At 42.5% G+C, this 24739-nt stretch carries 22 protein-coding genes and 2 pseudogenes; 8 read left to right on the plus strand and 16 right to left on the minus strand.

Annotated features, from left to right (window positions below; translation table 11 throughout):
- Positions 1-81: 81 nt before the first annotated feature.
- The 6 genes and pseudogenes from V7K46_RS13630 to V7K46_RS13655 form a co-directional block, all read right to left on the minus strand.
- Positions 82-1272, minus strand: a complete 1191-nt coding sequence (locus V7K46_RS13630) for an LLM class flavin-dependent oxidoreductase (protein ID WP_335113896.1) — start codon at positions 1270-1272, stop codon at positions 82-84.
- 101 nt (positions 1273-1373) lie between these two features.
- Complete coding sequence (locus tag V7K46_RS13635; protein ID WP_335113898.1) at positions 1374-2612, minus strand: acyl-CoA dehydrogenase family protein; 1239 nt, start codon at positions 2610-2612, stop codon at positions 1374-1376.
- A gap of 20 nt (positions 2613-2632) precedes the next feature.
- Positions 2633-2770, minus strand: a complete 138-nt coding sequence (locus V7K46_RS13640; RefSeq protein ID WP_335113899.1) for a hypothetical protein — start codon at positions 2768-2770, stop codon at positions 2633-2635.
- Positions 2771-2875: 105 nt separating this feature from the next.
- A complete protein-coding gene (locus V7K46_RS13645) occupies positions 2876-3439 on the minus strand; it encodes a class I SAM-dependent DNA methyltransferase (protein ID WP_335113901.1) in 564 nt (187 codons plus the stop codon).
- Between the two features lie 587 nt (positions 3440-4026).
- A pseudogene (locus V7K46_RS13650) lies at positions 4027-4347 on the minus strand (ISAs1 family transposase); the annotation flags it as partial.
- 298 nt (positions 4348-4645) lie between these two features.
- Complete coding sequence (locus V7K46_RS13655) at positions 4646-4813, minus strand: hypothetical protein (RefSeq protein WP_335113903.1); 168 nt, start codon at positions 4811-4813, stop codon at positions 4646-4648.
- A gap of 216 nt (positions 4814-5029) precedes the next feature.
- On the opposite strand from V7K46_RS13655, the gene V7K46_RS13660 reads away from it, so the two are divergent.
- From V7K46_RS13660 to V7K46_RS13690, 7 genes are all read left to right on the plus strand, one after another.
- Entirely contained in the window at positions 5030-5194 is a 165-nt protein-coding gene (locus tag V7K46_RS13660) for a hypothetical protein (protein ID WP_335113905.1), read from the plus strand.
- Positions 5195-5788: 594 nt separating this feature from the next.
- Entirely contained in the window at positions 5789-7321 is a 1533-nt protein-coding gene (zwf, locus tag V7K46_RS13665; RefSeq protein WP_335113907.1) for a glucose-6-phosphate dehydrogenase, read from the plus strand.
- A gap of 932 nt (positions 7322-8253) precedes the next feature.
- Positions 8254-8682: a hypothetical protein gene (locus V7K46_RS13670; RefSeq protein WP_335113909.1), complete on the plus strand. Its 429-nt coding sequence runs from the start codon at positions 8254-8256 to the stop codon at positions 8680-8682.
- Positions 8683-9633: 951 nt separating this feature from the next.
- Complete coding sequence (locus V7K46_RS13675; protein WP_335113911.1) at positions 9634-9843, plus strand: hypothetical protein; 210 nt, start codon at positions 9634-9636, stop codon at positions 9841-9843.
- Positions 9844-9907: 64 nt separating this feature from the next.
- Positions 9908-11572 carry an FAD-dependent oxidoreductase gene (locus tag V7K46_RS13680; RefSeq protein WP_335113913.1) on the plus strand — a complete coding sequence of 555 codons (1665 nt, stop codon included), beginning with the start codon at positions 9908-9910 and terminating at the stop codon, positions 11570-11572.
- A gap of 31 nt (positions 11573-11603) precedes the next feature.
- Positions 11604-13001 carry an ATP-binding protein gene (locus V7K46_RS13685; protein ID WP_335113915.1) on the plus strand — a complete coding sequence of 466 codons (1398 nt, stop codon included), beginning with the start codon at positions 11604-11606 and terminating at the stop codon, positions 12999-13001.
- 115 nt (positions 13002-13116) lie between these two features.
- Entirely contained in the window at positions 13117-14364 is a 1248-nt protein-coding gene (locus V7K46_RS13690) for an FAD-dependent monooxygenase (RefSeq protein ID WP_335113918.1), read from the plus strand.
- A gap of 274 nt (positions 14365-14638) precedes the next feature.
- Here V7K46_RS13690 and V7K46_RS13695 read toward each other — a convergent pair whose 3' ends face one another.
- The 8 genes and pseudogenes from V7K46_RS13695 to V7K46_RS13730 form a co-directional block, all read right to left on the minus strand.
- A complete protein-coding gene (locus tag V7K46_RS13695) occupies positions 14639-14980 on the minus strand; it encodes a hypothetical protein (protein ID WP_335113920.1) in 342 nt (113 codons plus the stop codon).
- 349 nt (positions 14981-15329) lie between these two features.
- Positions 15330-15672, minus strand: a pseudogene (locus tag V7K46_RS13700) (IS1 family transposase); the annotation flags it as partial.
- A gap of 137 nt (positions 15673-15809) precedes the next feature.
- Entirely contained in the window at positions 15810-16103 is a 294-nt protein-coding gene (locus tag V7K46_RS13705; RefSeq protein WP_335113922.1) for a hypothetical protein, read from the minus strand.
- A gap of 713 nt (positions 16104-16816) precedes the next feature.
- A complete protein-coding gene (locus V7K46_RS13710; protein WP_335113924.1) occupies positions 16817-17017 on the minus strand; it encodes a CopG family transcriptional regulator in 201 nt (66 codons plus the stop codon).
- A gap of 1056 nt (positions 17018-18073) precedes the next feature.
- Positions 18074-19174 (minus strand): ABC transporter ATP-binding protein, encoded by a 1101-nt coding sequence (locus V7K46_RS13715; protein WP_335113926.1) that lies wholly within the window; start codon positions 19172-19174, stop codon positions 18074-18076.
- An 8-nt stretch (positions 19175-19182) separates the two neighbouring features.
- Positions 19183-20067, minus strand: coding sequence for a carbohydrate ABC transporter permease (locus V7K46_RS13720; protein WP_335113928.1), 885 nt, complete (start codon positions 20065-20067; stop codon positions 19183-19185).
- A 684-nt stretch (positions 20068-20751) separates the two neighbouring features.
- The gene (locus tag V7K46_RS13725) at positions 20752-21261 is read right to left on the minus strand and encodes a hypothetical protein (RefSeq protein WP_335113930.1); all 510 of its coding nucleotides are present in this window, start codon (positions 21259-21261) and stop codon (positions 20752-20754) included.
- Positions 21262-21554: 293 nt separating this feature from the next.
- Positions 21555-22298 (minus strand): SDR family oxidoreductase, encoded by a 744-nt coding sequence (locus V7K46_RS13730; protein WP_335113932.1) that lies wholly within the window; start codon positions 22296-22298, stop codon positions 21555-21557.
- Between the two features lie 481 nt (positions 22299-22779).
- Here V7K46_RS13730 and V7K46_RS13735 point away from each other — a divergent pair, with 481 nt between their 5' ends.
- Entirely contained in the window at positions 22780-23010 is a 231-nt protein-coding gene (locus V7K46_RS13735) for a helix-turn-helix domain-containing protein (protein WP_335113934.1), read from the plus strand.
- 357 nt (positions 23011-23367) lie between these two features.
- Here V7K46_RS13735 and V7K46_RS13740 read toward each other — a convergent pair whose 3' ends face one another.
- Positions 23368-23730 (minus strand): hypothetical protein, encoded by a 363-nt coding sequence (locus V7K46_RS13740; RefSeq protein ID WP_335113936.1) that lies wholly within the window; start codon positions 23728-23730, stop codon positions 23368-23370.
- Position 23731: 1 nt separating this feature from the next.
- Entirely contained in the window at positions 23732-24445 is a 714-nt protein-coding gene (locus V7K46_RS13745; RefSeq protein WP_335113938.1) for an alternative oxidase, read from the minus strand.
- Between the last annotated feature and the right edge of the window lie 294 nt (positions 24446-24739).

A 24739-nucleotide genomic window follows, 5' to 3' on the forward strand; every position in this document is an offset into this window, starting at 1 on the left:
AAGAAATGGTATAAGGAAGTCAAATTTTAAATGTGTGTGTTGCCGGATTTTAGAGAATTGGTATTAGCTAGGTTGGAGAACTTAGAATCTAAGTCCAGCCTGTTTCAGTAGTGGTAGAACGCGCTTACCGAAGAAATCCAGATCCGGCTCAAAATCGTAGAAGGCAAGCTGGAAGCCATCGACACCAGCTTTATTGAGTTGCAAAATTTGCTCGGTAATTTGTTCGGGTGAACCGATTAGCTGCACATTACCGCCGATCGCACTACCAACGCCATGACGCAGATTTCCCTTTTGATGCCCCCTCCAGGCGTGTGCATCGCTGCTAACGCCTGAACGTCCAGCAATTGACTGATAATCGGCATGGTCGATAATTGCCTGAGCATATTCTTCTGCCTCTTTTTCAGTTTCACGCACGACAATAAGCGGATTTAGGAGAGTGCGGACTTGTCTACCATTAGCGATCGCTGATTGTTTGACACGGGCTGTATGAGCGGGTAACGACGACAAGGCGCTTTCTATATCACCGCCACCCGGACTGGTGATAAATACGATATCGGAATGACGACCCGCAAACTCGATGCCAGCATCAGAACCGGTAGCATTAACTAGGATGGGACGACCATAAAGCGGGCGGGGGCTGATGTAAGCATCCTTAAACTGCCAAGAATTCTGACTTTTGTAAGAAAAATTCTCTGTTTCCGACCAAAGTCGTTTGAGGACGGTGACAAATTCATCAGCAAGTTCATAGCGGCGATCGTGTTCGATTTGGCTCCAGCCGAACAGTTCATGTTCATAAGCCCGGTGTCCGGTGACAACGTTAATTCCCCAGCGACCTCTAGAAATGTGGTCAAGTGTAGCACCAAATTTAGCCAGATGGATGGGATGCCAAGGCCCGTAGAGGACGTGAATTGTTGAGATTAATAGAATGCGTGAGGTAATGGCAGCAAGGGAGGCAGTAGCAATGAAGGCATCTAAACCTGCTTCTGTGCGAGTTGGCCCTTGTCCGCCCTTAGGCTGCCATGTAGAATAGCCAAAAACCAGGTCAAAACCTAACTCCTCAGCCTTTTGGGTAAGTTTGGCATTGTAATCAAACGACCAGTCTGTAGTGCGCGGGAGGTTAGAAGAACTCCAACCACCGTGATGAATCGGTAAGAATAGCCCTAGCAGTACTGGCTGCCGGAGAGCTTGGGATAATGGGCTTTGGGGATAGTCTGTTGGAGAGGCGATCGCCTCTTTACTTGCTCTCAAAAAAGTAGTATCAATTGCACTCATAGTTCCTCTCAACGGTTTCGGTTGGCTGTAAAATCCCCGACTTCTGATAAATACTCATAAAGTGGTTTCCCGCATGTTAAAAGTCAGGGATCTGAACAAAATTAGAAGAATCCTCGTTGCGGCAATGGTGTACCGTTGATCTCGTAGTCCCCGATCGCACGAGCCTTAAAGTGATTTGGGTTGTGTGAGGATAAGGTACGGGCGTTGCGCCAATGACGATCAAAGTTGGAGCTTTTCTTTGTTGTGGAAGCCCCACCCACTTCAAACAGCAAGGTGGCCGAACGTAGTGCTAGATCATCAACAATCAATTTGGCTTTGGATGCACTCAAAGAAGTTGCTAGTGCCGCAGCCGTCTCTGCCTCTTCACCCTGAGCTTGGGCAGCAGGGAGGCGATCAAGACCATCAGCTGCCGCCAAGACGAGCGCTTCGGCAGCAAAGGCATTGGCGGCAATCTGCCCGACAGTCTGTTGCAAGATTGGGTCTTCTGAGGCTTGCTCGGATACAGCGTGGTAAAAAGTCCGGGGTCTGTTACGGATGAGGGCTGTAGCATCACGCAGAACGCTACGAATAATACCGGCGTTGATGGCAGTCAGGAATAATTGCGGGACAATGTTGTAGGGCAGGTCGTCTTTGTCTGTGTCTGTCTCAAAAATTACTTCTTCAGCCTCTACACGGACATTCGTGAAGGTAGTCGTTCCCGTACCTGTGAGTCTTTGTCCGAAGCCGTCCCAGTCGTCCACCAGTTCAAGACCCTCGCGGTTAGTAGGAATGAGTATATACACTGTAGAGCCATCTGGTGCTAACACACGCACAAAAATCCAGTCTGCGTAAAGGCTACCAGTGCTGTAATATTTCCTTCCATTCAGACGATAACCGTCGCCATCGGGTGTTAATTTTGTATTCACGACTTGGCGACCACCTGATCGTTTAGCTTCTAGTTCGGTCGAAGCGAGTCCAATAATCGCGCCATCGACGACGGCTTTGAGCCAGCGACGATTCCTTTGGGTGCGCTCAGAACGCAAAATTCGCTCTGTAACAGAGAAATGATTCCGTACAATGTGAGCGACATTTGGATCAGCATCCCCTAGCCGAATCACGACCTCAAACAGTTCGCGTGCGGTGCTACCACCGCCACCTTCAGCAACGGGGATTCGCAATGCACCCAACCTGGAACGCCGGATCAATTCAACTACATTATAAGGAAGGATGCGATCGCGATCGCGCTCACTTGCCCCCAAAGCAATAAAATCAAAAAGCTGCTGGAGTTCCGGCGAGTTTGCTCTCACAGGAGCCGAAAACTGAATTGTTGTATCTGTAAGCTTCTCTGGACTCTTAATCATCAGTTTTATCTCCGAATATATTATGGAAAATCTATGTTGGTGAGTGGTGAGGCAATTGCTAGTTCTGGGTGAGGTGATAGCACTACAAAGTTGAAGAATGTTTCCAGCCTTGAGGCGATTACATCTGGTAACATATTCAAGCCATTGACTGCACTCAACAAAAACCATTCCTCTGTAAGGGTTTTAGATGTATTTAAGTTTTTTAAGTACTAAAAGTTTACCAAGTTACCGTAGTTTAATACTCCCAAATTTTCCCCAAGTTGTCAATCCGTTTTACTAGGGACTTCATGCTCACGAGTAAGAGGCTTGTCATCCTTAACTAACTCACAAGCTAAACGGCGATATAGCTCTTGTACCTCCTCAAAGAAGCCATTACTAGCATCACTATGTACGTGTTCATTCCAAAATAGCGCGATCGCTCCTTCAGATGTGAGGGCAAGAGCCGTTTTTTTGTAAGCAATACTTGGGTTAAGCCAATGGAAAGCAGTCGCCGAAATCACTAAATCAAAAGCATTTTCTTCCGTCACCCAATCCTCAAAAGCGATGTTACGCACTTCTACTTGCGGATAAGCAGCCAGATTTTTTTTGGCAACCGTAGCAAGATTGTCACCTAACTCAATGCAGAGTATACAATAACCCCGGTGGGCAAAGGGCACAGTTGCCTGACCAGTACCACAACCAATCTCTAATATTCTTCCGTCTGGAGTGATTTCTGAGAGAGACACCACATCGTCAAAAAGCGCTTCTGGATATCCTGGTCGAACTTGGTCATACAACAGTGCTACTTGATTAAAAGTGGTTCTTAACTGACTTATCTCATGTGTCATGTGTTTGTGGTCATACCATACAGGACTTACGCACAGGTAACGGAAAATCGAACCGCAGAGAAGCCAGTGCGTTGGGCGGGTTTCCCGACTTGAAGCAACTGGCGCGACGCAGAGGACACGGAGAAATAAGAGTTTCAGAGAGTTTTTGCGTAAGTCCTACCATAATTTGACAAATGCTCAAGGCTTGACATCTGTTGGAGTAAAAGCAGCATACTGTTCAAAAGAGAGAGTTGCATCCCTAACGTTGATTTCTTTGTGATGAATTTTTGTTCATAAAACAAGTCCGCAATCTTCTGCTGTCCTGATAAAACTTCTTCACTCAGGGGTCTTAACAGGGCGAACGCATCTTATTTACTAATAAAAACTAAAAAAGATTTGAAAATGACATAAATAATCCTACAAGTGGCTATAGTTATAAATAAAATAAATCATTAAGTTCTCAATAATATAGATTAGCTTATCTCTCCAGAAATTACTATATATTAATACTAAAAATAACTCATTGAGCGGTACAGAAAAGTATGCTTTTCTTCCAGACAAGTGAAACTTCCACGTAAAAATTTCAATTTAAGTTTTGATATACTATTTTAAGTTAACGCTAAAACTCTTGCTAAATAGTTATCATCCATCGCGGCAAGAAACTGGTTGTTTTTTATTCCACGTTTAACACACTTCTCCTTAGTTAAAAAATTGACTGCGATTTGTCGTAATAGTGCGAAATTCTGCGGAGCATTATCTTTTCTAATCCGACAGTCATCTTCTCTTAAAGCGACATCCAATATCCAATGCAATGAATTTTCAATTCCCCAATGACTGCGAACAGAATTAGCAAACTATTTAGCATTATTATCAATACTACTGATAAAATAATGAGTTTTAATTGTTGTTTTGCCATCTACTTTTCGGACTAGCAATCATAGCCAGTTGCGTAGCTTGCAGCCATTGGCATCGCCAAAAAGTCCACCCAGAACAAAAATTCTTGAAACGCAGATCATAAGCTGATTTCGGCTTTTGATATTCCCAAGCGGAAATCAAGAACTGCTAAGGCTTCTGGAAAACTTTTCGGTCTACTGACTTTGGTCGGTTAGCGATGGCGTAACCGCCCGCCGGAGGCGATCGCATAAATTGAGTTGTTCTTTGCGCTGATCTTCTCATAATTTATTGTCATTAAATTACAACTATTGAGAATCAGACGGGGGAGAAAACCTACGCTATACCTATTTGTCTACTCAAAAATAGCTGTAATTCTAGGTCAGCAAAGGAGTCAATTATCTTAGCGCAGACTTGCACAATAAACAGATCATGGGCTGCACCAGCCACACGGAAGCGGTAGAAATTCTCTCTTTCCTCATCAGTTTTATCTTTCAGAGACAATTTAATCAGTCAGTCAAATACAATTCAAAATTCCAATAGCTAAAAATGAATAATTTGAGTTAGAAATTATCAGGTTTCACTACATATTTACCACTACCCAAGTTTAAAATATCCTCGTGTTCAAACCTCTGCTGGTACAATTTCCGCACTAATGTTAATTTCTGCTGTTTGCGTTATAGTATATCGTTGGGCGTTTGTAATGCCGTTAGAGGTTGTTTGAAAAGTCTAATTTATTACTTGCCTTGGCGACTGGAAGTCGCACGCCAGGAGATCATGGGGGAAACCCCCTGTCCCCGCACTGGCTTGGCTACACGAGACTTTACCTACCTTCCCTACGGGACGCTGCGCGAACGTGGGTTAAAAACCTTGCTTTTTCATTAATCCACGGAGGTGGACAATGCTAGTGTAGTAGCGAATTCTATTCGCCCAATACTTTTGAAACATCCTCTTAGATATGCCATTACAGTCAGAATGAAAAGGTTACGCCTGGCTTTGAGATCAGACAACCTTCTTCTGGGTCAAATGGTTCTTTTTTAATTAGCGATCGCGCACATCCAGTGGAATGGTTTTCAGTCCTCGGAGACTCTTTTTTTGTTCAAGCAAGCTGCCAGACCCGGATTCTCCATAGAGTTTTAACCTATTATACGTTTTCTGCCCAAGATTACTGCCAAGTGCTACACCGTTTCAACAGGAGCGTGTTTTGAACAAATATAAAGCCTGAACTCGTTCTTTCCCTAACCCAGTTTTTTGTTGTCTTGATGAATTTATACAGGACTTAACCTAATTCACCATTCGCCACTATTACTTAAAACTTCTACATCAGGTGTTTGATTCTGGAGAAGGTTGGTGGACGATTACTACTGCACTCCACCAATAATTAAGCTCCAGAGGTGAAGGTGAGTTTGCAGACAAACTGCTGTCTGCAATACGCTATAGTTTGGTGGATATCTTGAAGAACATACGGAGATTTATATCATGACGGTTGCTACCACGCCCCAGGTTCCTGTTGAAGCCTTAATTCGTCCGGCAGAACCTTGTGTGATCGTTATCTTTGGAGCAGCGGGAGATTTAACCAAGCGTCTGCTGCTTCCCGCCCTCTACAACCTCAAACAAAGCAATTTGCTGCCGCCAGAATTTGCGATCATTGGAGTCGCACACACTTCAATGAGCCAGGATGATTTTCGCAGCAAACTCGCTCAAGACATTCATGAGTTTGCAACGGTTCCCGTAGAGGAGCATCTCTGGCAACCGCTTGAGCAACGACTGTACTATCTTGCTGGTGAGTTTCAAGAAGCTGACACTTATCATCAGTTGCAAGACTTACTCACTCAAGTCGATCAAGACTGTGGCACTCAGGGAAACTATTTGTTCTACCTGGCAACTGCCTCTAACTTCTTTTGCGACATTATTACGCAGCTGGGTGCGGCAGGATTGGTGCGCGAAGACAACAATCAATGGCGGCGAGTCATCATCGAGAAACCATTTGGGCACGACTTGGACTCGGCTCGTGCCCTCAATAAATCCATTGGTGCTGTCCTTGAAGAAAAACAGATATACCGCATTGATCATTACCTGGGAAAAGAGACTGTACAAAACATTCTGGTGTTTCGGTTTGGTAATGGCTTGTTTGAACCGATTTGGAATCGTGAACATATTGATCACGTACAGATTACCGTAGCCGAAACGGTTGGAGTCGAAGGCAGAGGCAACTTCTATGAAGGCACAGGGGCATTGCGGGACATGGTGCAAAACCATCTTTTTCAACTGCTGGCAATGACGGCGATGGAACCGCCGATTTCGTTTTCAGCTGATGAGGTACGTGATGAAAAGTCAAAACTATTGAAGTCCATCATTCCGCTCACTCCTGAAGCTGTGCAAACTGACACCGTAAGGGGACAGTATGGTGCGGGAACGGTGAAGGATACTCAAGTGCCTGCTTATCGCTCAGAAGCACGAGTTGCGTCCGACTCTACCACTGAAACTTATGCTGCCTTAAAGTTAAACATTGACAACTGGCGTTGGGCAGGGGTGCCGTTTTATCTCAGAACCGGCAAGCGTCTGGCTCAACGCGTCACAGAAATTGCAATTCAGTTTAAGCAAGTACCCTCACTATTGTTTCGCCAAACGTCGATTGATCGCCTCACGCCCAATTTCTTGACCATCCGCATTCAACCAAAAGAAGGAATTCACCTCAAATTTGGCGCAAAAGTGCCTGGTCCTGCCATGACGATGGATGCGGTGGAAATGAACTTTTGCTATAATGACTATTTTGGCAAGATTCCGAGTACCGGCTATGAAACCTTGCTCTACGACTGCATGATCGGTGATGCGACTTTGTTTCAGCGCTCAGACAACGTAGAACTGGGCTGGAGAGTTGTCAAGCCCATTCTAGAGGCTTGGGCAACCACGTCACCTGAAAACTTTCCTAACTACACAACAGGCTCATGGGGACCATTGGCAGCAGATGATTTGTTGGTGCGCGATGGTCGGCAGTGGCTCCCGGATTGACCCATAATTCTTACCAGAGATATTGCTGGCATCCATACTTACTTGGCTTTCTTTGAAGTGGAAGGGATGCCCCATTGATTTTCTCTTATTTACCCTGGCAACGGCTTATCTAACAGGAAAGCTGTTAATGAACCACACCTAAGTTTAATACGCCCCAACTGTTGGGCAACAACCAAACAATATACTTTAACAGTGCTAGCCCCCTTATCTCAATACTCTTACGTTTTCACTCGGAAATGCAAACTAAAACGAGGATGTTACCAGTTTCACCCGCTCAAAATGCATTTATCTCGAAAAATACTACTTTTTGACGAATTTACCACTCAATGTCAACTTCCAAATAACTGACCTCTCTACGGGACAACTAGCCAAAGCTCCCTTGCTCGCCCTAACAGCGGTGCTATCCTCATTGACAGAGCATACTTCAATCAGGATACCACATGAAAATTTTATGGATTTATGACACAAAATTGACACAATAAAAACATATATAAAAAGTATACAATCAACTATAGTTTTATATATTATCTATAATTGATGTCTAATAACTGCACTGTTTATAAATGTAATTTTTTTAATGAAGTATTAAATAAAAAAGTGTTAATAAAGATTTTTGTAATAATATTTATTAAAGAATTTAAGATTTCTCTAAATAACTAAAAAAATCAATGTGGGGCGACAGTGAAAATTTTTAAGTAAGGATTCAGGTGTTTGAAACCCAGTCACAGAGCTAGTTTCAAAATTGACTTTGGCTTATTAACATATCTTTAGTCACAATAAGCCACGGAAATATAGGTGTTAGCTAATTATTATTGAGAATATCAAATTGTGACTAATCCCCGGAAAATGTTATCAGGAAACGATTGTAGACATTTTTGTATGACCTGAATCCTTACATTTTTAACTTATACAAAATTAGCTTTTTTTCAGTATTGCTAGTTACACCATTATGTGTTTTTTCTCTTAAAATACTTGCACAAACTCCAAATACTCAAGAGCCAGCAGTTATTATTAATAGAGGGTCTACGAATACTTGTAAGTATATAATTCGCGTCTCGCCGTCAGGAAAAGCAAATTATACTGTTTGCAATAGGAAAGGTGCAGGTGAAATTAAAGTTAATACAGCTACTAAATTTTTTAATGATATTTTAGCAGCTAAACCACTATCCAAATTACCATATAAGCCATGTGCAAAATCTGTTTGGTTTGGGACATCAACTGAAGTCATTTATCAAGGACAAAAATCTCCAGATATTAGCTGTTCCAGTAATGATTATAGAGTAAAAACTCTGTATAATGACGCCGAAAGCATTCAAAAGGAATTGAACTTTTCAACTTCTAAAAACCAATTTTCAAATTGAGCCATAATTAGCCTTCATGTTATCAAATATGGCAGTTCGGAGCTTGAGGTGAAGATTTTAGTGATTACTCATGAAGCCCTTTTGCTTAAACGTTTTTGTGATCCTACTATTTACCTATAGAAATCATATTTGATTTCTGAAAAAGACTACGAGATAATACAGAGGCCGAGTTTTGTCTAACAGCCTGATATTTGACTTCTAAATCAAATTCCGGCTTCAGCCACTTTGCAATTTCCCCTAAGGTGCTCAACCCTTGAAGACATTCGAGTTTCTCCTGCAACCACGCATCTGTCAAGAGTATCTTCCGGGTTACTCCAGGGGAAGCTTTCACCTTTAACAGTTTTCCTAGTCCCCCTTGTCAATACTTTTGCAACTAGCGTGTTACGGTTGAGCCATCTCTCCCCAACATGCGGCTTAATTCCTGATCCGGTGTTACAAGTCCTGTTTTTATCCACCAGAGAAGAAGCAACCGTTCTTTCTCAAAAGCAGTACGAGCCTGATTGAGACTTTTAGACAGATATTCAGCCCTCTTACTGATCTCTCAGTTAAAAGGGCGTCCCATTGCTTGCCAAGCAGTGTTTAATTTTTCCTAGCGAAAAATCTTTTTTACCAGAGGCTTGTCTTCGATTGCAGATGTTACAGACGGCGATCGCCCCTAATCATGGCTTTTAGCCAATTGCCGACTTGACAGTAAGCAGAGATGATTTCCTAGTACTTCAAGAGAACAAATGCCCTGCTTTCTTATCCAATTCAATTTCAGATTAACGTGAATGACCAAAATAGCTTTATGATTTTCTACAAAAGCATATTTGAAATTATTTTGGTAGTATACCAAAATATTCTCAAGCTCATTCTGGAACATGGTGAATTACTTAAAAGTGATTCGTGCAATCCAGGTATTGAATGTGAAGGTTCTTCCAGGGTCAAAAAAAGTGCAGGGAGATGAAAAGTATGGCTGAACAACCATTTCATGACCAACTGAGTTTAGAGGAACAAGCTGAGAAATTTGGAAAGCAAGCAGTAAGTTTGGGTCTGATTCCAAGCTTTGTGGTACATTACTTTCCAGATACGTGGGTATTTTATATACCTAATGAAAATCAATCAGAAGCGCTGACACCAGAAGAGGCATACCTTCGTTTAAAGCAACTGGTTAAACAGTAGATATTTTAACGACAGATTTTTGAAGATAACAGCTTGGTACTGTAATCGTTAAGTAACAGTAGTTATGGCGAAACCTGCAATTTTAACCGTCGATGATGATCCAGAAGTGTTGCAAGCCGTATCACGAGACTTGCGGCATCAGTATGGCGATCGCTTCCGTATTGTGCGGGCAAATTCTGGTATTACCGCTCTGGACGCGGTGCAGCAACTCAAATTACGGAATCAAGCAGTTGCTCTATTTTTGGTAGATCAAAGAATGCCCCAAATGGGAGGTGTGGAGTTCCTTGAACAGGCAAAAGGCATTTTTCCTGATGCGAAACGTGCTTTGCTGACGGCCTATGCAGATACGGATGCTGCTATTAAGTCAATTAATAGTGCCAGACTTGATTATTACTTACTCAAGCCCTGGAATCCACCAGAAGAACGGCTATATCCGGTTTTGGATGATTTGCTAGATGACTGGCTAGCTGGATTCCGCCCACCATTTGAAGGAATTCGAGTAATTGGTAATCGTTGGTCGCCTATCTCGCATCAGGCGAAAGACTTCCTGGCGCGTAACCAGATTCCTTATAAATGGTTAGATATTGAACTGGAGCCAGATGCAGTAAAATTAGTGGAATACGCAGAAGCTGATGGCAGACAGCAATTGCCCTTAGTGCTGTTTCCTGATGGTTCCCGATTAATCCAACCATCTAATTTAGAGATTGCCGCTAAAATTGGACTACAAACCCAGGCAGAACGCCCCTTTTATGACTTGGCGATCGTGGGCGGTGGCCCTGCCGGACTAGCAGCCGCTGTCTATGGCGCTTCTGAAGGACTGAGTACTGTCTTAATTGAACGTGAAGCACCGGGCGGACAAGCAGGCACGAGTTCACGCATTGAGAACTATCTGGGGTTTCCTGTTGGCTTGAGCGGCAGTGATTTGGCAAGACGGGGAGTCACTCAAGCGCGACGATTTGGGGTAGAGATTCTTACTCCTCAAGTCGTAACTGGGGTTAGGCTGCAAGATCCTTATCGGGTTTTGCAATTGGCGGATGGCAGCGAGATTAGTTGCCATGCACTTTTAGTTGCAACCGGCGTTTCCTACCGTTGGCTAAATGTCCCAGGAGCCGAGAAGCTGACAGGGGCAGGAATTTATTACGGTGCTGCGATGACTGAGGCGATCGCCTGTAGCAATGAGGAGGTTTATCTGATAGGCGGGGCAAACTCTGCTGGACAGGCAGCTATGCACTTTTCTAAGTATGCCAGCAAAGTGATCATATTGGTGCGGGGTGAGTCACTCTCATCAAGTATGTCCCAATATTTGATTGACCAAATTGCAGCTACTGCAAATATCAAAGTATGCACAGGTTGCAGCGTTGTGGAAGTGAAGGGAGATGAACATCTAGAAGAAATTGTGATTGTCCATGCCAAGACTGGACAAACTGAAACCGTGCCAGCGCGATCGCTTTTTATCTTCATCGGTGCTAGCCCTAAAACTGATTGGCTCGATGGTGTTATTCGACGCGATGCTCAGGGGTTTATCATCACAGGCCCCGACTTGATGCATAATGGCAAATCTCCTCCAGGTTGGCGTTTGGAACGCTCACCTTTTTTGCTAGAAGCTAGCATTCCTGGTATCTTTGCAGCCGGAGATGTGCGATCCGGGTCAATTAAGCGGGTGGCATCCAGTGTGGGTGAAGGTTCGATCGCCATTCAATTCGTTCACCGCTACCTGAGCAATGTTTAGTTGGAGCGGGAAAAACTAAGGAGGTTAATTGATGTTGTGTATTGAAGAATTGATCAACTTAGACCCGTTTCAACAGCTTCCTAAAGAGCAATTGGAGTGGGTTTGCGATCGTGCTCAAACGGTTGAACTCCATGCTGGAGAAGTGTTGGCACATGAGGGAGATCCTGCACACGGCTTATTTATCTTAATCAAAGGTAAAATTAATCTCACCCGCCGCAGTCAAGGAGTTGAAATTCCCATCGGGCAACATGAAGCCCCATCCTTTTTTGGTGAAATTGCAGTCCTCACAGATGAACCTGTACCTGTGACAATGCGGGCATTGACAAATTGCAGCCTTTATGAAGTAAAAGGAGAAGACTTTTGCAAACTGCTGCATGAATATCGTGATTTTGAACGGATGATTTTCCGTATTATGCAACGTCGTGTCCGGGGGCTAGAGTCTTTCATTCGTGGGCGAGAAAAGATGGCAGCTTTAGGGACACTTGCCGCTGGTCTAGCTCACGAACTCAACAACCCAGCCGCAGCCCTCGTTCGGACTTTAGGGGAAATGCCAGCCGCTATCCTAGAGTTACAACGAATGAACTTAGTTTATGGGCAACGCAATGTTGAGGAAGCGCATACTCAACACTGGTTGAGAGTACGCGATCAGGGCTATGATGTGATTCTGAATAATCGCCTAGATCCAGTGACATTAAGCGATCGCGAAACCGTGTTGCTGGAATGGTTAGAAGATTATGGTGTGAACCAGGCATGGAAATTAGCGGAACCTTTAGCAGAAGGCGGTGTTGAGGTCGAAACCCTAGATCATCTCATGGAACGTTGGCGTAACGACGACACTGAATTGCGAGAAATGGGATTGCACTGGTTATCGCTGTCGTTTGAAGTCATGTCAATGATTAAACATGGTTTGCGAGGAGCCGAGAGGATTTCTGAACTTGTGCAAGCGATGAAGTCTTATACTTACCTAGATCAAGGTGTTCAGCAAGAAGTGAATGTGCATCAAGGTTTAGAAGATACATTGCGATTGTTTGCTCATCAAATCAAATGCGGCATCCAAGTACAACGTAATTACGATCAACATCTTCCTAAAATCCTTGCTTATGGCAGCGAACTGAATCAGGTATGGACAAACTTAATTGACAACGCCATAGATGCAATGGATGGTAAGGGACTGCTGGAAATTACAACATACCATTGCGATCGCTTTGCCCATATTGACATCATCGATTCTGGTAGTGGAATTCCACCTGAAATTAAAACCCGCATTTTTGAACCTTTCTTCACTACTAAATCAGTGGGGCATGGTTCAGGACTCGGTTTGGAAACCGTTCGCCGGATTGTAGAAAATCGCCATCATGGTACACTCTCATTTGAGTCGCAGCCAGGTAGAACTTGTTTCACTATTTGCTTACCCAAGTCAAATAAATGAATTATTCTTGACTCTACATACAAATTTTTGTGTTTCATGTCAGCCTACAATCTAAAAATTGAAAATACAAGTACAATTAAATTCCATAATAGCTAAAATTAACTGTGAATAAATTATGACTAAAGATGGCAATTTATTTGGAGCATTTACTCCAAATATTCGGGAGATCAACCTGTCAAAAATAAAAGTAATTGTGATTGGTGGTGGAATTGGGGGCTTAACTTTAGCCCGTGCCTATTTAGATGCAGGAATTGAAGTTGAGCTATATGAGAAACGCCAGTTGAATGAAATGCTCTCCGGTGCAGGAGGGATATTTATTCAAAGAAATGCTATGCGTGTTTACAAACTCTTATGGTCAGGGAAAATTTATGAACGTTTTTACAAACAAGGAGGCAAAATTTGCCAAGGAGGGTTTTTTAATAAAAAAGGAAAACCATTGTACATAAACTCCCCGCAATTTGTAGGTGAAGAAGACTTGGGTATATGTCTTTCTCGATCGGAATTACAACAGATTCTATATGAAGCCCTGCCTGAAGGAGTAGTCAGGACTGGTATGACATTTGATAAATTTGAGGAGGTAGGAGATCGTGTGCAAGTTTATTTTCAAGATGGTAGTACGACAACTGGGGACATATTAGTAGGTGCAGATGGTCTTTACTCAAAAGTACGAGCCAGCCTCAATGGTCAAGAACGATTAGAGGAAGCAGAGTACAGTGGCATGTGTTGCTGGAGAGGGTTTTTCCAAGGTTCAAGTATTCCATTGGATAAAAAATATAGTTGGGTAGAATTTTGGGGTCAGGGTAATCGCTTTGGGTATTTTGACATTGGAGGAGGGCAATTCTCTTTTTATGCTTTTAACAACAGTGCTAAAGGTGGAAATGACGACTCAGTTGGAGGTTCCTTGAATGCTCTGAAGTTGATATTTTCAGATTATGCCGAACCTGTACCTTTCATCCTCAAGGTTTTGGAAAATGAAAGCATTTATCGAGATGATATTTTTGATCGCCAACCAATGGCTAGTTCTTGGGGAAGTGGTCGAGTCACCTTAATTGGAGATGCAGCACATCCTGTCCAACCAAATCTTGGACAAGGGGGTTGTATGGCAATAGAAGATGCGTTTGAACTTGTGAAGTTGCTTACAAATCTTACTAACGGCAACCAAGTAGTGTCACTGTTGCGTCAATTTGAGCAAAGTCGTAACAAACGAGTTACTCGTGTATTTACTACTTCTCGCCAGGTTGGTCAACTTGGACAAACTACCTCTGCAATGGGATGTATCCTCCGCGACTGGATTTACAAGCTTACTCCCACCTGGTTAGCTGACTTGCAATTTAAATGGTTGTTTGATTACCAACCTGATTAGGAATAATAGCTCCTGTTGTGAAAGCTTACCTGAACTTTGTAGACACCACCTGTTGCATAATAGACGCGTCCTAAAATTAAATTCCCGTAAATATAGGATATAAAATTTTATTTTTATAAATCCTAATATTTACTATATATAGCTTTGGCGGATTGTATAGTATAATAAATCGTGTTGACGCTCCAAATTTAAAAATCCTATTTTTTGTTTTTAAACTATCATCAACTATCCCAACCCCTTATTGCTACGTTGAGCGAAGACATATAAGCACCCTTTAAAACCCTTGTACAGACTGGGTTATAAGTTTAGGGACAAGTCTAATGATTTCGAGTTCTACTAACGTCGGATATGCGCTTAGATTGGCACTCACGATATTGGGTGAAACTAAGGCATGAAACAATAAGTTTCGAGACGGATTTCCTGCTTCTATTGCTCGTTTCCCTTCAAAGGCAAAATCTTCAAATCCTGCAATTTGACGATTGATAGCAGGTAGTTCCCTAGTTAATTCCTGCTGGAGGTTTGTTGCTGTAATATCTAGCCCTTGCTGGAGTAGTAAGTCTCGCCAGTGATCTAATCCCATCCACTCTCTCGATGCGTAGTTTACCGCCGTAGGCATCGCTTCGACAGAAATAGAATCAAGAATCTGTTAATACACAAACTCATTAAATTTATGTATTAATTAATCTAAGTGAGTAAAATGTTTCTAAGACAATTTATAATTTAAACTTAAATGCTGATTAGATTACTGCTGAGAAAATTCGCAGTTTCAACCAGATAGAGCATCGCTTACTGATGCCTAAAAGTTAGCGCAGTCACTCATACCAACTACCCTAATACAAGTCATACCATTAACGGCAGTAAAGCTGAATGGTACAAACAAGGATTTGGAAGTGATTTTAAAGACTAGTAAATAAGAATGATCGCCTGCAAGTTACTCCGAAAACTGACGGCAGATCTTACATTGCAACCAACGTTTCTAGTTCATCAAGTTCATCAACTTCTGGAATTGTTTGTAGATCGTAGGCATCAGACAGTAGTTCTCCCACAAGTTTTACCCAAGTAATCAACGTCGTGTGATGCACACCTTTGACCCGTTTTATCCCACGAAATCCCATACCGTTAACATACATTTTTAGGCATTCCCATTTCACTTGATCACTGTATCCTTGGGGTGGTTCATAGCGATCAATGAATTGGCAAAAGCGTTGCAGGGCGGAACTAACGTCGCAATCACAGCAAATGTGATTCTTTACCTCTTTTTCTTCTGTTTTTACGAATATGGAACGACCTACAACGCGGAGATTCCATCCAGTTTCACCTCAGTTCATACCGCCATTATCCAATACCCTGCAACGCCATTAATTCGGTGTTGCATAATAGAAGTATGATGCACTTCCCTTAATGTACTTTCATTTACTTAGAATCCACTGTATAAATAATTTTGATTAATTATTGAATCCGTTATAACTAATAATTTTTGATGCAATAATACCAATTAATACGAATAGACCTAACGCTCTGCGAAAATAATTAACGCCTTGAAATAATTCTAGCCAGGCCCAAGTAAACAAGGAGCCATTTGCTACTACGTCTAACACTGTATTTATTTTGCCAGTCGTAAAAATTAGAGCAAATATACTGGTTACTATCCAAACAATAAGAGGTAGATTTGGCATCTGAGCTATAACAATTTTGCCATCACTGTCACGGAAGGTTTTATCGACTAATGTATTTTCCATAGCTTTTAATTGTCAATTAGCTAAAAATTATTAACTTCCAAAAGTACTGAGAAGATGCTGACATTGAACTGCAAATTCCTTAACAATATTAAAACATTCAAAATTGTCTTTTCAAGCATCTAATTGCATATATGAGAGCGGTAAAGCATATTCATATATGAGTATATTGAAAGGCATACTCACATATGAATATGCCATTTAGATATCGCAGGATTATTCACCTGCACTCTTATGAGTAAGATAGGAATTAACAGTCAACTGTTTGCAGCAAATAGTAAATCAAGCTATCCATTCAGTCCACTATGGGGCATCTATCACTAATTGACCAAATTTCTGCGAGTCAATGTCCTTGAACTCTAACATCACGCGCCACCGCTGATTAGGCGTTATAGTACTGAGTTAATTATTTAATTATATCAATTCCGTACTCTACCCGCTCAATAATTTTGACTTCGGCTGAAATCATTGACTATTTTGCTCAACAGCAGTCTGAGCTAAGAACCATGAATAAATGATCTAACAGGTAGGACGTTAACTAAGCAGGTAAGTCACCTTACCTGCTCGTCTTCAAAACCGGACATGAGGTTAAACTAAGCGATTCCTTCGCAGAAATCACTCGTCTTCAGAACCAGATGTGACAATGAGCGCGTCATCCGCCTCCACTAGCAAGGGCAGACCCTTTCAGAATACATTCCTAGCCTGGAGGCTAGTAACTAGGCAGCACAAGACTCTGGGCTTATCTTAGTACTATTCTGTTCAGAGGCTTCAAGATGAGTTACTTCAAGAGAGCGAATCAACTCTCGAATAACGTCAGTTGCTGGTCTGCCTGTGATTGCACAATATCGTTCAAGTTTTTCGCTCTCAGTTGATGCAAGATTTATCGTCATTCGTTTGACAGCCCATTTTTTGTTCATGACTTGCTCTATTAATCAAAATTGAAAAATTAAACTTACAAAGCACTCTGGCAATGGTTGATAAATAACAATACTAGCTAGATGTTAACCACAGCATACTTGCCTTGCCATAAGACTATTCTAGACATAACCCCGCCGGGGTATTTACGTATAATCAAAAACTTCACCAATAAATCACTTATATGAATTTCAGATTCAGATATGCTTTGGTTCATACGGAAGTAACTTGTTGGCACGACCTACATTGAATTTACTTAATTGGTTACGTAATCTGTATATCGCTACTTTTAAAGAAGAATTTTTGCTGATTCCACCTTCAAGTTACACTCCAAAACGCAACCGCCGTCTACCATCTGTATCATGACCAAAAGTAAAATCTTGAACAGACAAAGGATCATTTTCCAGAATATTGTCTACTTAGATTTTGATTTACTCATATCTTGTACCTCCCCGTACAAACCCGTAAAAGGCAAATAAAGAATACAAAAATGTGATGGGAGATGAAGCAAAGATTTCAGTATATTTAGGTACTTATTAGATAATATAGTCCATAATATTACTCGAAAAAGCATCTAAAAATACAAGATGCAAGGATGAGGCTTTACGTCATCCTGTAGTGCGATCGCGAATTCTCAAGTGTGAATTTGCTTAGATAGCAGAAAATATCAGAAAAAAGGCGTGAAATATCAAAATCTTTTAAAGCAAGAACAATGCTTGCCTACGCCCAAGAGTTTGGCAGAATTTTAAGACATTTACATCAGCTGGGACAACAAGTTCGTTTAGTTGCTTTAAAATTTCCTGTTAGCGGATCTTGTTATTACTTAAAGCGTGATAATTGGAAAGCTACTAAAGCGCTTTGTTCAGTCTACTCGACCAAATTATTGCTTCTACTCTCAAGTGGTGGGGTAAGCGTCGTTGGTGAGCCAGTGCGGTGGACGGGTTCCCCGGTATAAAGCAACTGGCGTTAGCGAGCTTGCGAGCGTTACCCGTTCGCGCAGCGTCTCCGTCAGGAGAAGGGCAGATAGAAGCTTGGTTTAAAGTAATTGAAAAAGGTTACTAGCTCCTCACACCTAATATTTGCCTTCTGACAAGAGCATGTCCAGATTGAACATCAAACCAGTGAATATCTTCAGGGGGTAATGTTAGTGTAATATCCTCGTTACTCCAATTTTGGTCTGTTGGCAATAAAACACGTACTATAATCGCTCCAGTTTGTGAACCCTCAACCCTGACACTCACCAAATAGTGCATACCCAAGTTTTCTACTAGATACACTCGCCCTTGGATAGTTTGGGTATCACCTGGTTGGGCAATGCGAACGTTTTCTGGGCGGATACCTAGCACAATCTGGGGTGGTACAGTTGGTATATCTGGCAGAGATATCTGGAAGTTACCTAGTAAAGCGGATCGTTCATTACAAAGTAGAGTCAGCAAATTCATCTGAGGACTACCAACAAATCCAGCCACAAATAAATTAGCTGGATGGTTATAGATGAGTTCGGGCGGGTCAAGTTGCTGGACATAGCCATCATTGAGCAAAGCTACTTTCGTGGAGAGTGTCATCGCTTCTGTTTGGTCATGGGTAACATAGACCACAGGGACTTTTTGATCTGCAAAAATTTGCTTGAGGTCAGCTCGGACTCGTTCCCGCAACAGCGCATCCAAGTTACTTAACGGTTCATCTAGCAGGTACACATTGGCATTACGCACTAAGGCACGACCGACCGCAACACGCTGTCGTTGACCTCCAGACATTTGACCAGGCTTGCGGTTCATTAACTCTTCTAGTCCTAAAATTTTTGCCACTTCTGCTACTCGCTGTTTAATTTCTACAGGTGGTACTTTTCTTAGCTTGAGTCCAGAAGCGAGGTTTTCGTACACTGTCATGTGCGGATAGAGTGCATAGCTTTGAAATACCATTGCGATGTTGCGATCGCCTGCTGACTTATAGGTGACATCTGCTTCGTTGATCTTAATCTGACCGCGAGTAGGTTCTTCAAGACCTGCAATCATGCGTAGAACAGTGGATTTGCCACAGCCAGAAGGGCCAAGTAAAGTGAGAAACTCATCGTTATCTACTGTTAAGCTAACGTCTTTGACAGGGACAACTTTGGAAGTATAGGTTTTATTCAAGTTTTTGAGTTCGAGTTTAGCCATTTTTCTTTTTATCCTTTGACAGCACCAGCGGTAAGACCTTGGACAATCCGGCGCTGGAAAAACAAAACTAGTAAAACCAGGGGTAACGTCCCTACAACAGTAGCAGCGGCGATGGAACCGTAAGGAATTTCAAATACTGTCGCACCACCCAATTGAGCAGCAGCAACAGGAATCGTCTTCATCTCTTCACGGGTCATAAACGTTAGAGCGAAGATAAACTCGTTCCAGGCAAAAATAAAGGTGAGAATTCCAGTAGTCACTAAGGCGGGAAGGGTCATGGGCAGCACGATTTGCCACAGTAGTTGAAAGGTGTTGTAGCCATCGACCCTAGCAGAATCTTCTAAGTCTTTAGGTAATTGTTGGAAAAAGCTTCTAAGTACTAGAATTGTCAGGGGTAAATTGATGGCAGTGTAGGGTATAATCAGCGCTAGATAGTTGTTGCCTAGTCTGAGCGCTTGGATTATTTCTAACAATCCCAGGAATAACAGAATTCCAGGAAATAAAGTCACTATCAGAACGCTAGCGAGGATAACTCCTTCACCCCAAGGGCGTAACCGTGCCAGCGCATAGGCAGCGGGTGCACCGATCACTAAAGCTAAAGCTGTAGAAGCAATCGACACAAAGGCACTGTTGAAGATGTAGCGCCAAAATGGACGACGGGTGAATAACTCAATGTAGTGACTAAAAGTGAATCGCGTGGGTAAATAGACAGTGGGAACGGCGGCAATATCTTCGTTAACTTTAAACGAGGTCAGCAATTGCCATAGGGCTGGCGCTAGGCTGAATAACATTACTAAAGCAATTGCTACTAGCAGCAGGATTTTTTTCAGAGAAAACCTGCTTTTCTCTGTTTGTTGCGGAGTTGTTGGAACTGGTTGTGGAGTTGAACTCATAGCGCTCACAATCTATTGATTTCTACAGGTAATGACATACCTATTTGGTGTTAGCTTAATTGGTGCAGGTTTCATTCGGAGTTTAACTGTGGGATCGCAAGACACATATACGACAGAATTATCTGTCTAACTGAGTAGATAAGATTTGTTACCAAGTTTGGTCAATCCTCGTGGAATATTTGGTGCACTAACAATAGCTTTGAAATTAAATTGAGAAAGTGCAGCGATTCCCAAAGCAGAAGCGCTGATAAGTAAACTAATACTTGTAATCCAGGTTGTTGATAGTTTAATTCAAATTATCCCGATAAATTAAGTGTTTTAAGTTTCATCCAGTTTTCTGTTCATTTGCTGATACTATTGGTGAATTATTTCCTTACATTTAAGCAGAAAAAGCTTTTCACTTTTTATCAACAATTTCTATCAGCTAGCTTATAGTTACTGGAGAAAAATGCTACACAACGACTTTTACTAGAGTCGACAAGTCGCGTCTACGAGTATCTAATAAACCCATTCATGTAAGCTTTCTCCTTTGAAAGTCAGTTTTGCTCAGGATGATCTGTGGTAACAATGAGCGCTGATGCCAAGTTTTTCGCGTTCCTGTTTTTGTATTTTCTTTACGTTGAAGCAACACTGCTTTTAGTTTGGAATCTTGGGAAACCAGCGTTTTGCAGCAGGCTACTTGACTTAAGTAATTTTCGCCGAGTGGAGATGCCATCTACGCTGGTTTGGAGTTGAGCCAGGAACATCATTGACTCGCCGCAGTACATAGCTGCCGCGAAATCGCTGTGGAGTTCCATTTGTGCCGATCGCAGTCACAGTAACCGGAATCTCAATGTAGATTGAGCCTGCACCTGGGTCTGGTGTACCGGGTTTTCCAACCTCTACAGCAACGGATGTGGTGTTAGCAAAACCCTGCTTGAACTGCTCAAACGACTGCTTGCTAGCAGCGCCATTTCCCTCCCAAGCCGAGTAAGCTTGTTTATAGTCTTGACGGGCGATCGCACTGTAATAGTCACGAATAACTTGGACTGCATCTTGCCCAGGCAGCTTAGTATTAGTAGGGCTTTGTGTGGGAGAGACTGGTGCTGGGGTTGGGCTAGAGGCGATGAGATTTGCCACTGATGAGGTATTCACAGCAGGTGACTGTGATTTGGCAGAGGCATTACAACCTATGATGGCGATTGCAAGTAGCATTCCTCCAATCGTCATACAGTGCTGTTTTAACCAAATATATGAATAAAAGTAAATTTGTGACAAAGATACCTCCTTGGGATTCTGCATATTAGAAATACACCAGATATAGTCATTGACAATTTTAGATGAATATGTCTCTTATTCCTCACTTGTAGCAAACTGCTGATTTCACTCAAGAAGCTAAAAATAGCTCTGACTATGGGTTCAAGTATACTTGCAGTTAGTGTATCACTCATCGCCGAGGATACGCAGTTTTGAGGGTTGATGTTTGCAATTCGCTACACCTGCGGCAGTTAGGCGCTGAACCCTCCATCAATCATTAGGTTTGCACCAGTGATATAAGCTGCCTCAGACCCAGCTAGATAAGCGACCATCCCTGCAACCTCCTCAACAGTGCCGTAGCGGGGCAGTGCTAGCTGCTTTTTGAGCATCTCGGCAAACTCACCCTCTGGGGGATTTATATCTGTAGCGATCGGTCCGGGCTGGACGTTATTGATTGTAATTCCACGCGGGCCGAGGTCACGCGCCAGCCCTTGCACAAGCCCTTGCAAAGCAGATTTGCTCATGGCATAAACAGAGCCGCCGGCAAATGACACACGTTCGGCGCTGGTGCTGCCAATGTTGATGATGCGTCCGCCTTCTTGCATATGCTTGACTGCGGCTTGGGTGGCCACAAATACCGCACGCACATTAATGGCAAAGGTGCGATCAAAGTCCGCAAGCGTGAAATCATCAATAGGAGCCATCTGCACTACACCTGCGTTATTCACAAGGATATCAATGCCACCGAATTTCTCTACTGTTTGTTCAACAGCAGCCACTACCTCATTAGCTTCAGCGCTGTTGGCTTGGATGTCCAAAGCCTGAACGCCGAACGCCTGGATTGCTTCGGCGATTTCCTTGGCGCGATCAGGCGAGCTGATATAGGTGAAAGCGACATCAGCGCCTTCAGTTGCCAAACGCTTAACGATGGCGGCCCCGATACCGCGACTTCCTCCAGTGACGAGTGCGCGTTTATTTTTGAGTGTGTAGTTCATATTCGATACCGTCGATTAGAAATTGGATAATTTACTGTGCGTCTAATGGGTAAAAGCTGCAAATTCTGCAACAACCTAATCTACTCGTCGTGAAAGTCACAATTGATTAGAATACATTTGTGCATTGCTGTTCCTTTTGTAATTGACTACTCTAAGGAATGCCAACCTGTAAAATTTTACCCAATAGTACCCTCAGAGAAATTATAGAATGTATCAGGCTTTTGGGAGAAGCCGTCAAATTTTTCACCTTCAAAAATGCAATGGCTACCACTAGATCCCGTCGAGCGGCAACGTGTAATACCAATTCTCCATGAAAATGCACTAAATTAAGAGAAGTAAAACCAGGGTGTAGGGGTATAGGGAAATAGCTTTCGAGTCGAAGTATGTGAGAGCCTTGAAGAACTACAACATAGATTGCGTCATGCCGTGGCAACAACCAAAGAAAGACTACAGATGCTCTACTGGATCAAGACTGGAGCGAATGCCTACGGCACGCTTCGCTAACGCGACAAGACAAGAATTGTCACAGCGACTAGGAAGAGATAAATCAACAGTGTATCGTTGGTTGCAAGGGTATAAACAAAGCGGCATAAATGCATTACTTAAAGTCAAAACACCTCAAGGAAAACCTGCCCTAATTCCACAAACAGTGATCAACCACCTTAGAGAATGTCATACCAATTTTTCAGCCTACCAACAGTCCAGAGCTTAACCCGATTCAACGATTATCGGAACACATTAAGTACTCATTATCTTAAAAATTATATTAATCTATACTAGTTTATTCTGGAGATAAACTTAATTATTAAACGAACCGCCCTTCGGGTTCACCAGTCGCCTACGGCGGGAAACCCGCCTACAGCGCTGGTTAACCAAGTACGCTAAGTACGCCAAGACAGGAAGAGTAATTATTAAGTGCAAGCTCACGGAGAATTAGTATTAGATGATTTAAGAAAGAAGCTAAAAAATGTTCTTGATTCCATCTCGCTTGAAGCGATGCCTACGGCGGTAAACTACGCTTCGAGAGAGTGGATGGGATTACATCATTTCTGCTTTATTAAGTGCAACTTCATAGAGAATTGGTATTAGCTGCCTCCTTGAAAAAACGCCGAGCGAGATTTTGGTTAGCTTTAGCAAGGCAATTTTGCAAAGCGAGGCTCTCAAGGGCAGCAACCGTCATGCCTTGACCGTAGATCGGGTTAAAGCTGCAAATGGCATCACCAAAAACCAAGTAATTTTCAGGAAAACGCGCCATTATTTCATAACGATGGCGCTGGCTAGCCGGAACCTTGTAAGGTACTATTTCTGAGAGGGGTTCAGCATCCTTAATGACTTCGTAAATTTCCTGAGCAGGCATGGATTTAGCGAATTCGAGAAAACCTTTTTCATCAGTGGGTGTGCGATCGCTCAGATAGCCACCAATACTGACCATCTCACGAATTAGTAATTATTTGGTCAGTTTCTCCTTCGCTCGATAAAACTTTTGTAGCTTCAAAAACCGTATGAGGACTTTTAAAAGTTAGCCGCGCTTCTGGTTTTTGGAGTGCCACCATTGTTTTCACATGTTCGCATTCGTCATCACGGATGTTCACGAACACGTCGTATAGATTATCCACCTTGGGACGGCGAAATTCATGACCTGGTGCAGTCTGAACTTCATCAAACATATAGAGATCACCATCGCGATAGAAGTTGATTGCAACCTGGGGCGCTTTTTGAGCTTTCAGTTGGGCTTCATAAGTTTTCAAGTATTCATCATAGGTGTGGTAGGCATGACCTTCAATCAGTTCCATTAGATAGTAGGCGTAAGAGGGAAGAAACATGTAAATCGGCACGATCAACCAGTAGTAAGCCACAGCAACGTGTTGAGCGATGAAGCGATCAATCCAGTGTTGACTGCCCCCTAGTGATTCCATAATCAACAGATGATGTAATTCGTTCCAGGTTTCAGCAAAGTGAACTTTCAACAAGTCAGCTTTGCGCCAGTAACCCAGCGTCTCGTAAAGATGCAGCACTGAGAGATAGGAAAAGTAAGGAACACGGGCAATGGTTTCTAGCATATAAAAGCGAGCGTAGGAACGATTTCCGTATACGACATCAATAATGAATACGAAAAAACTGACGATCAATTGAATCAAAACTTTCATGGTACATTCCTTCAAAATCAAAACACATTACTGATTTATAAATTCTGAAATGCGATAGACGTAGGTTTGGTTTGTTGCGTCAACCTAACACCCGCAGTTCATCTGCTTTAATCATGCAATAGCAGTTCAATCACTTCTATGAGCTAGCTCATACTTGAAATGGTCTAACGATCGCACTTGTGCCCATCAACAACAAAGACTTTTTCATCAACCAGAATTGATTGTGTTCCTGCACATAAATAGGTCAATTGTACTGACTTACTTAGTACAGCATTTCATTAATTCGTAGCGAAT

The organism is Nostoc sp., from assembly GCF_036917395.1.
In the GTDB taxonomy this organism is placed as follows: domain Bacteria; phylum Cyanobacteriota; class Cyanobacteriia; order Cyanobacteriales; family Nostocaceae; genus Nostoc.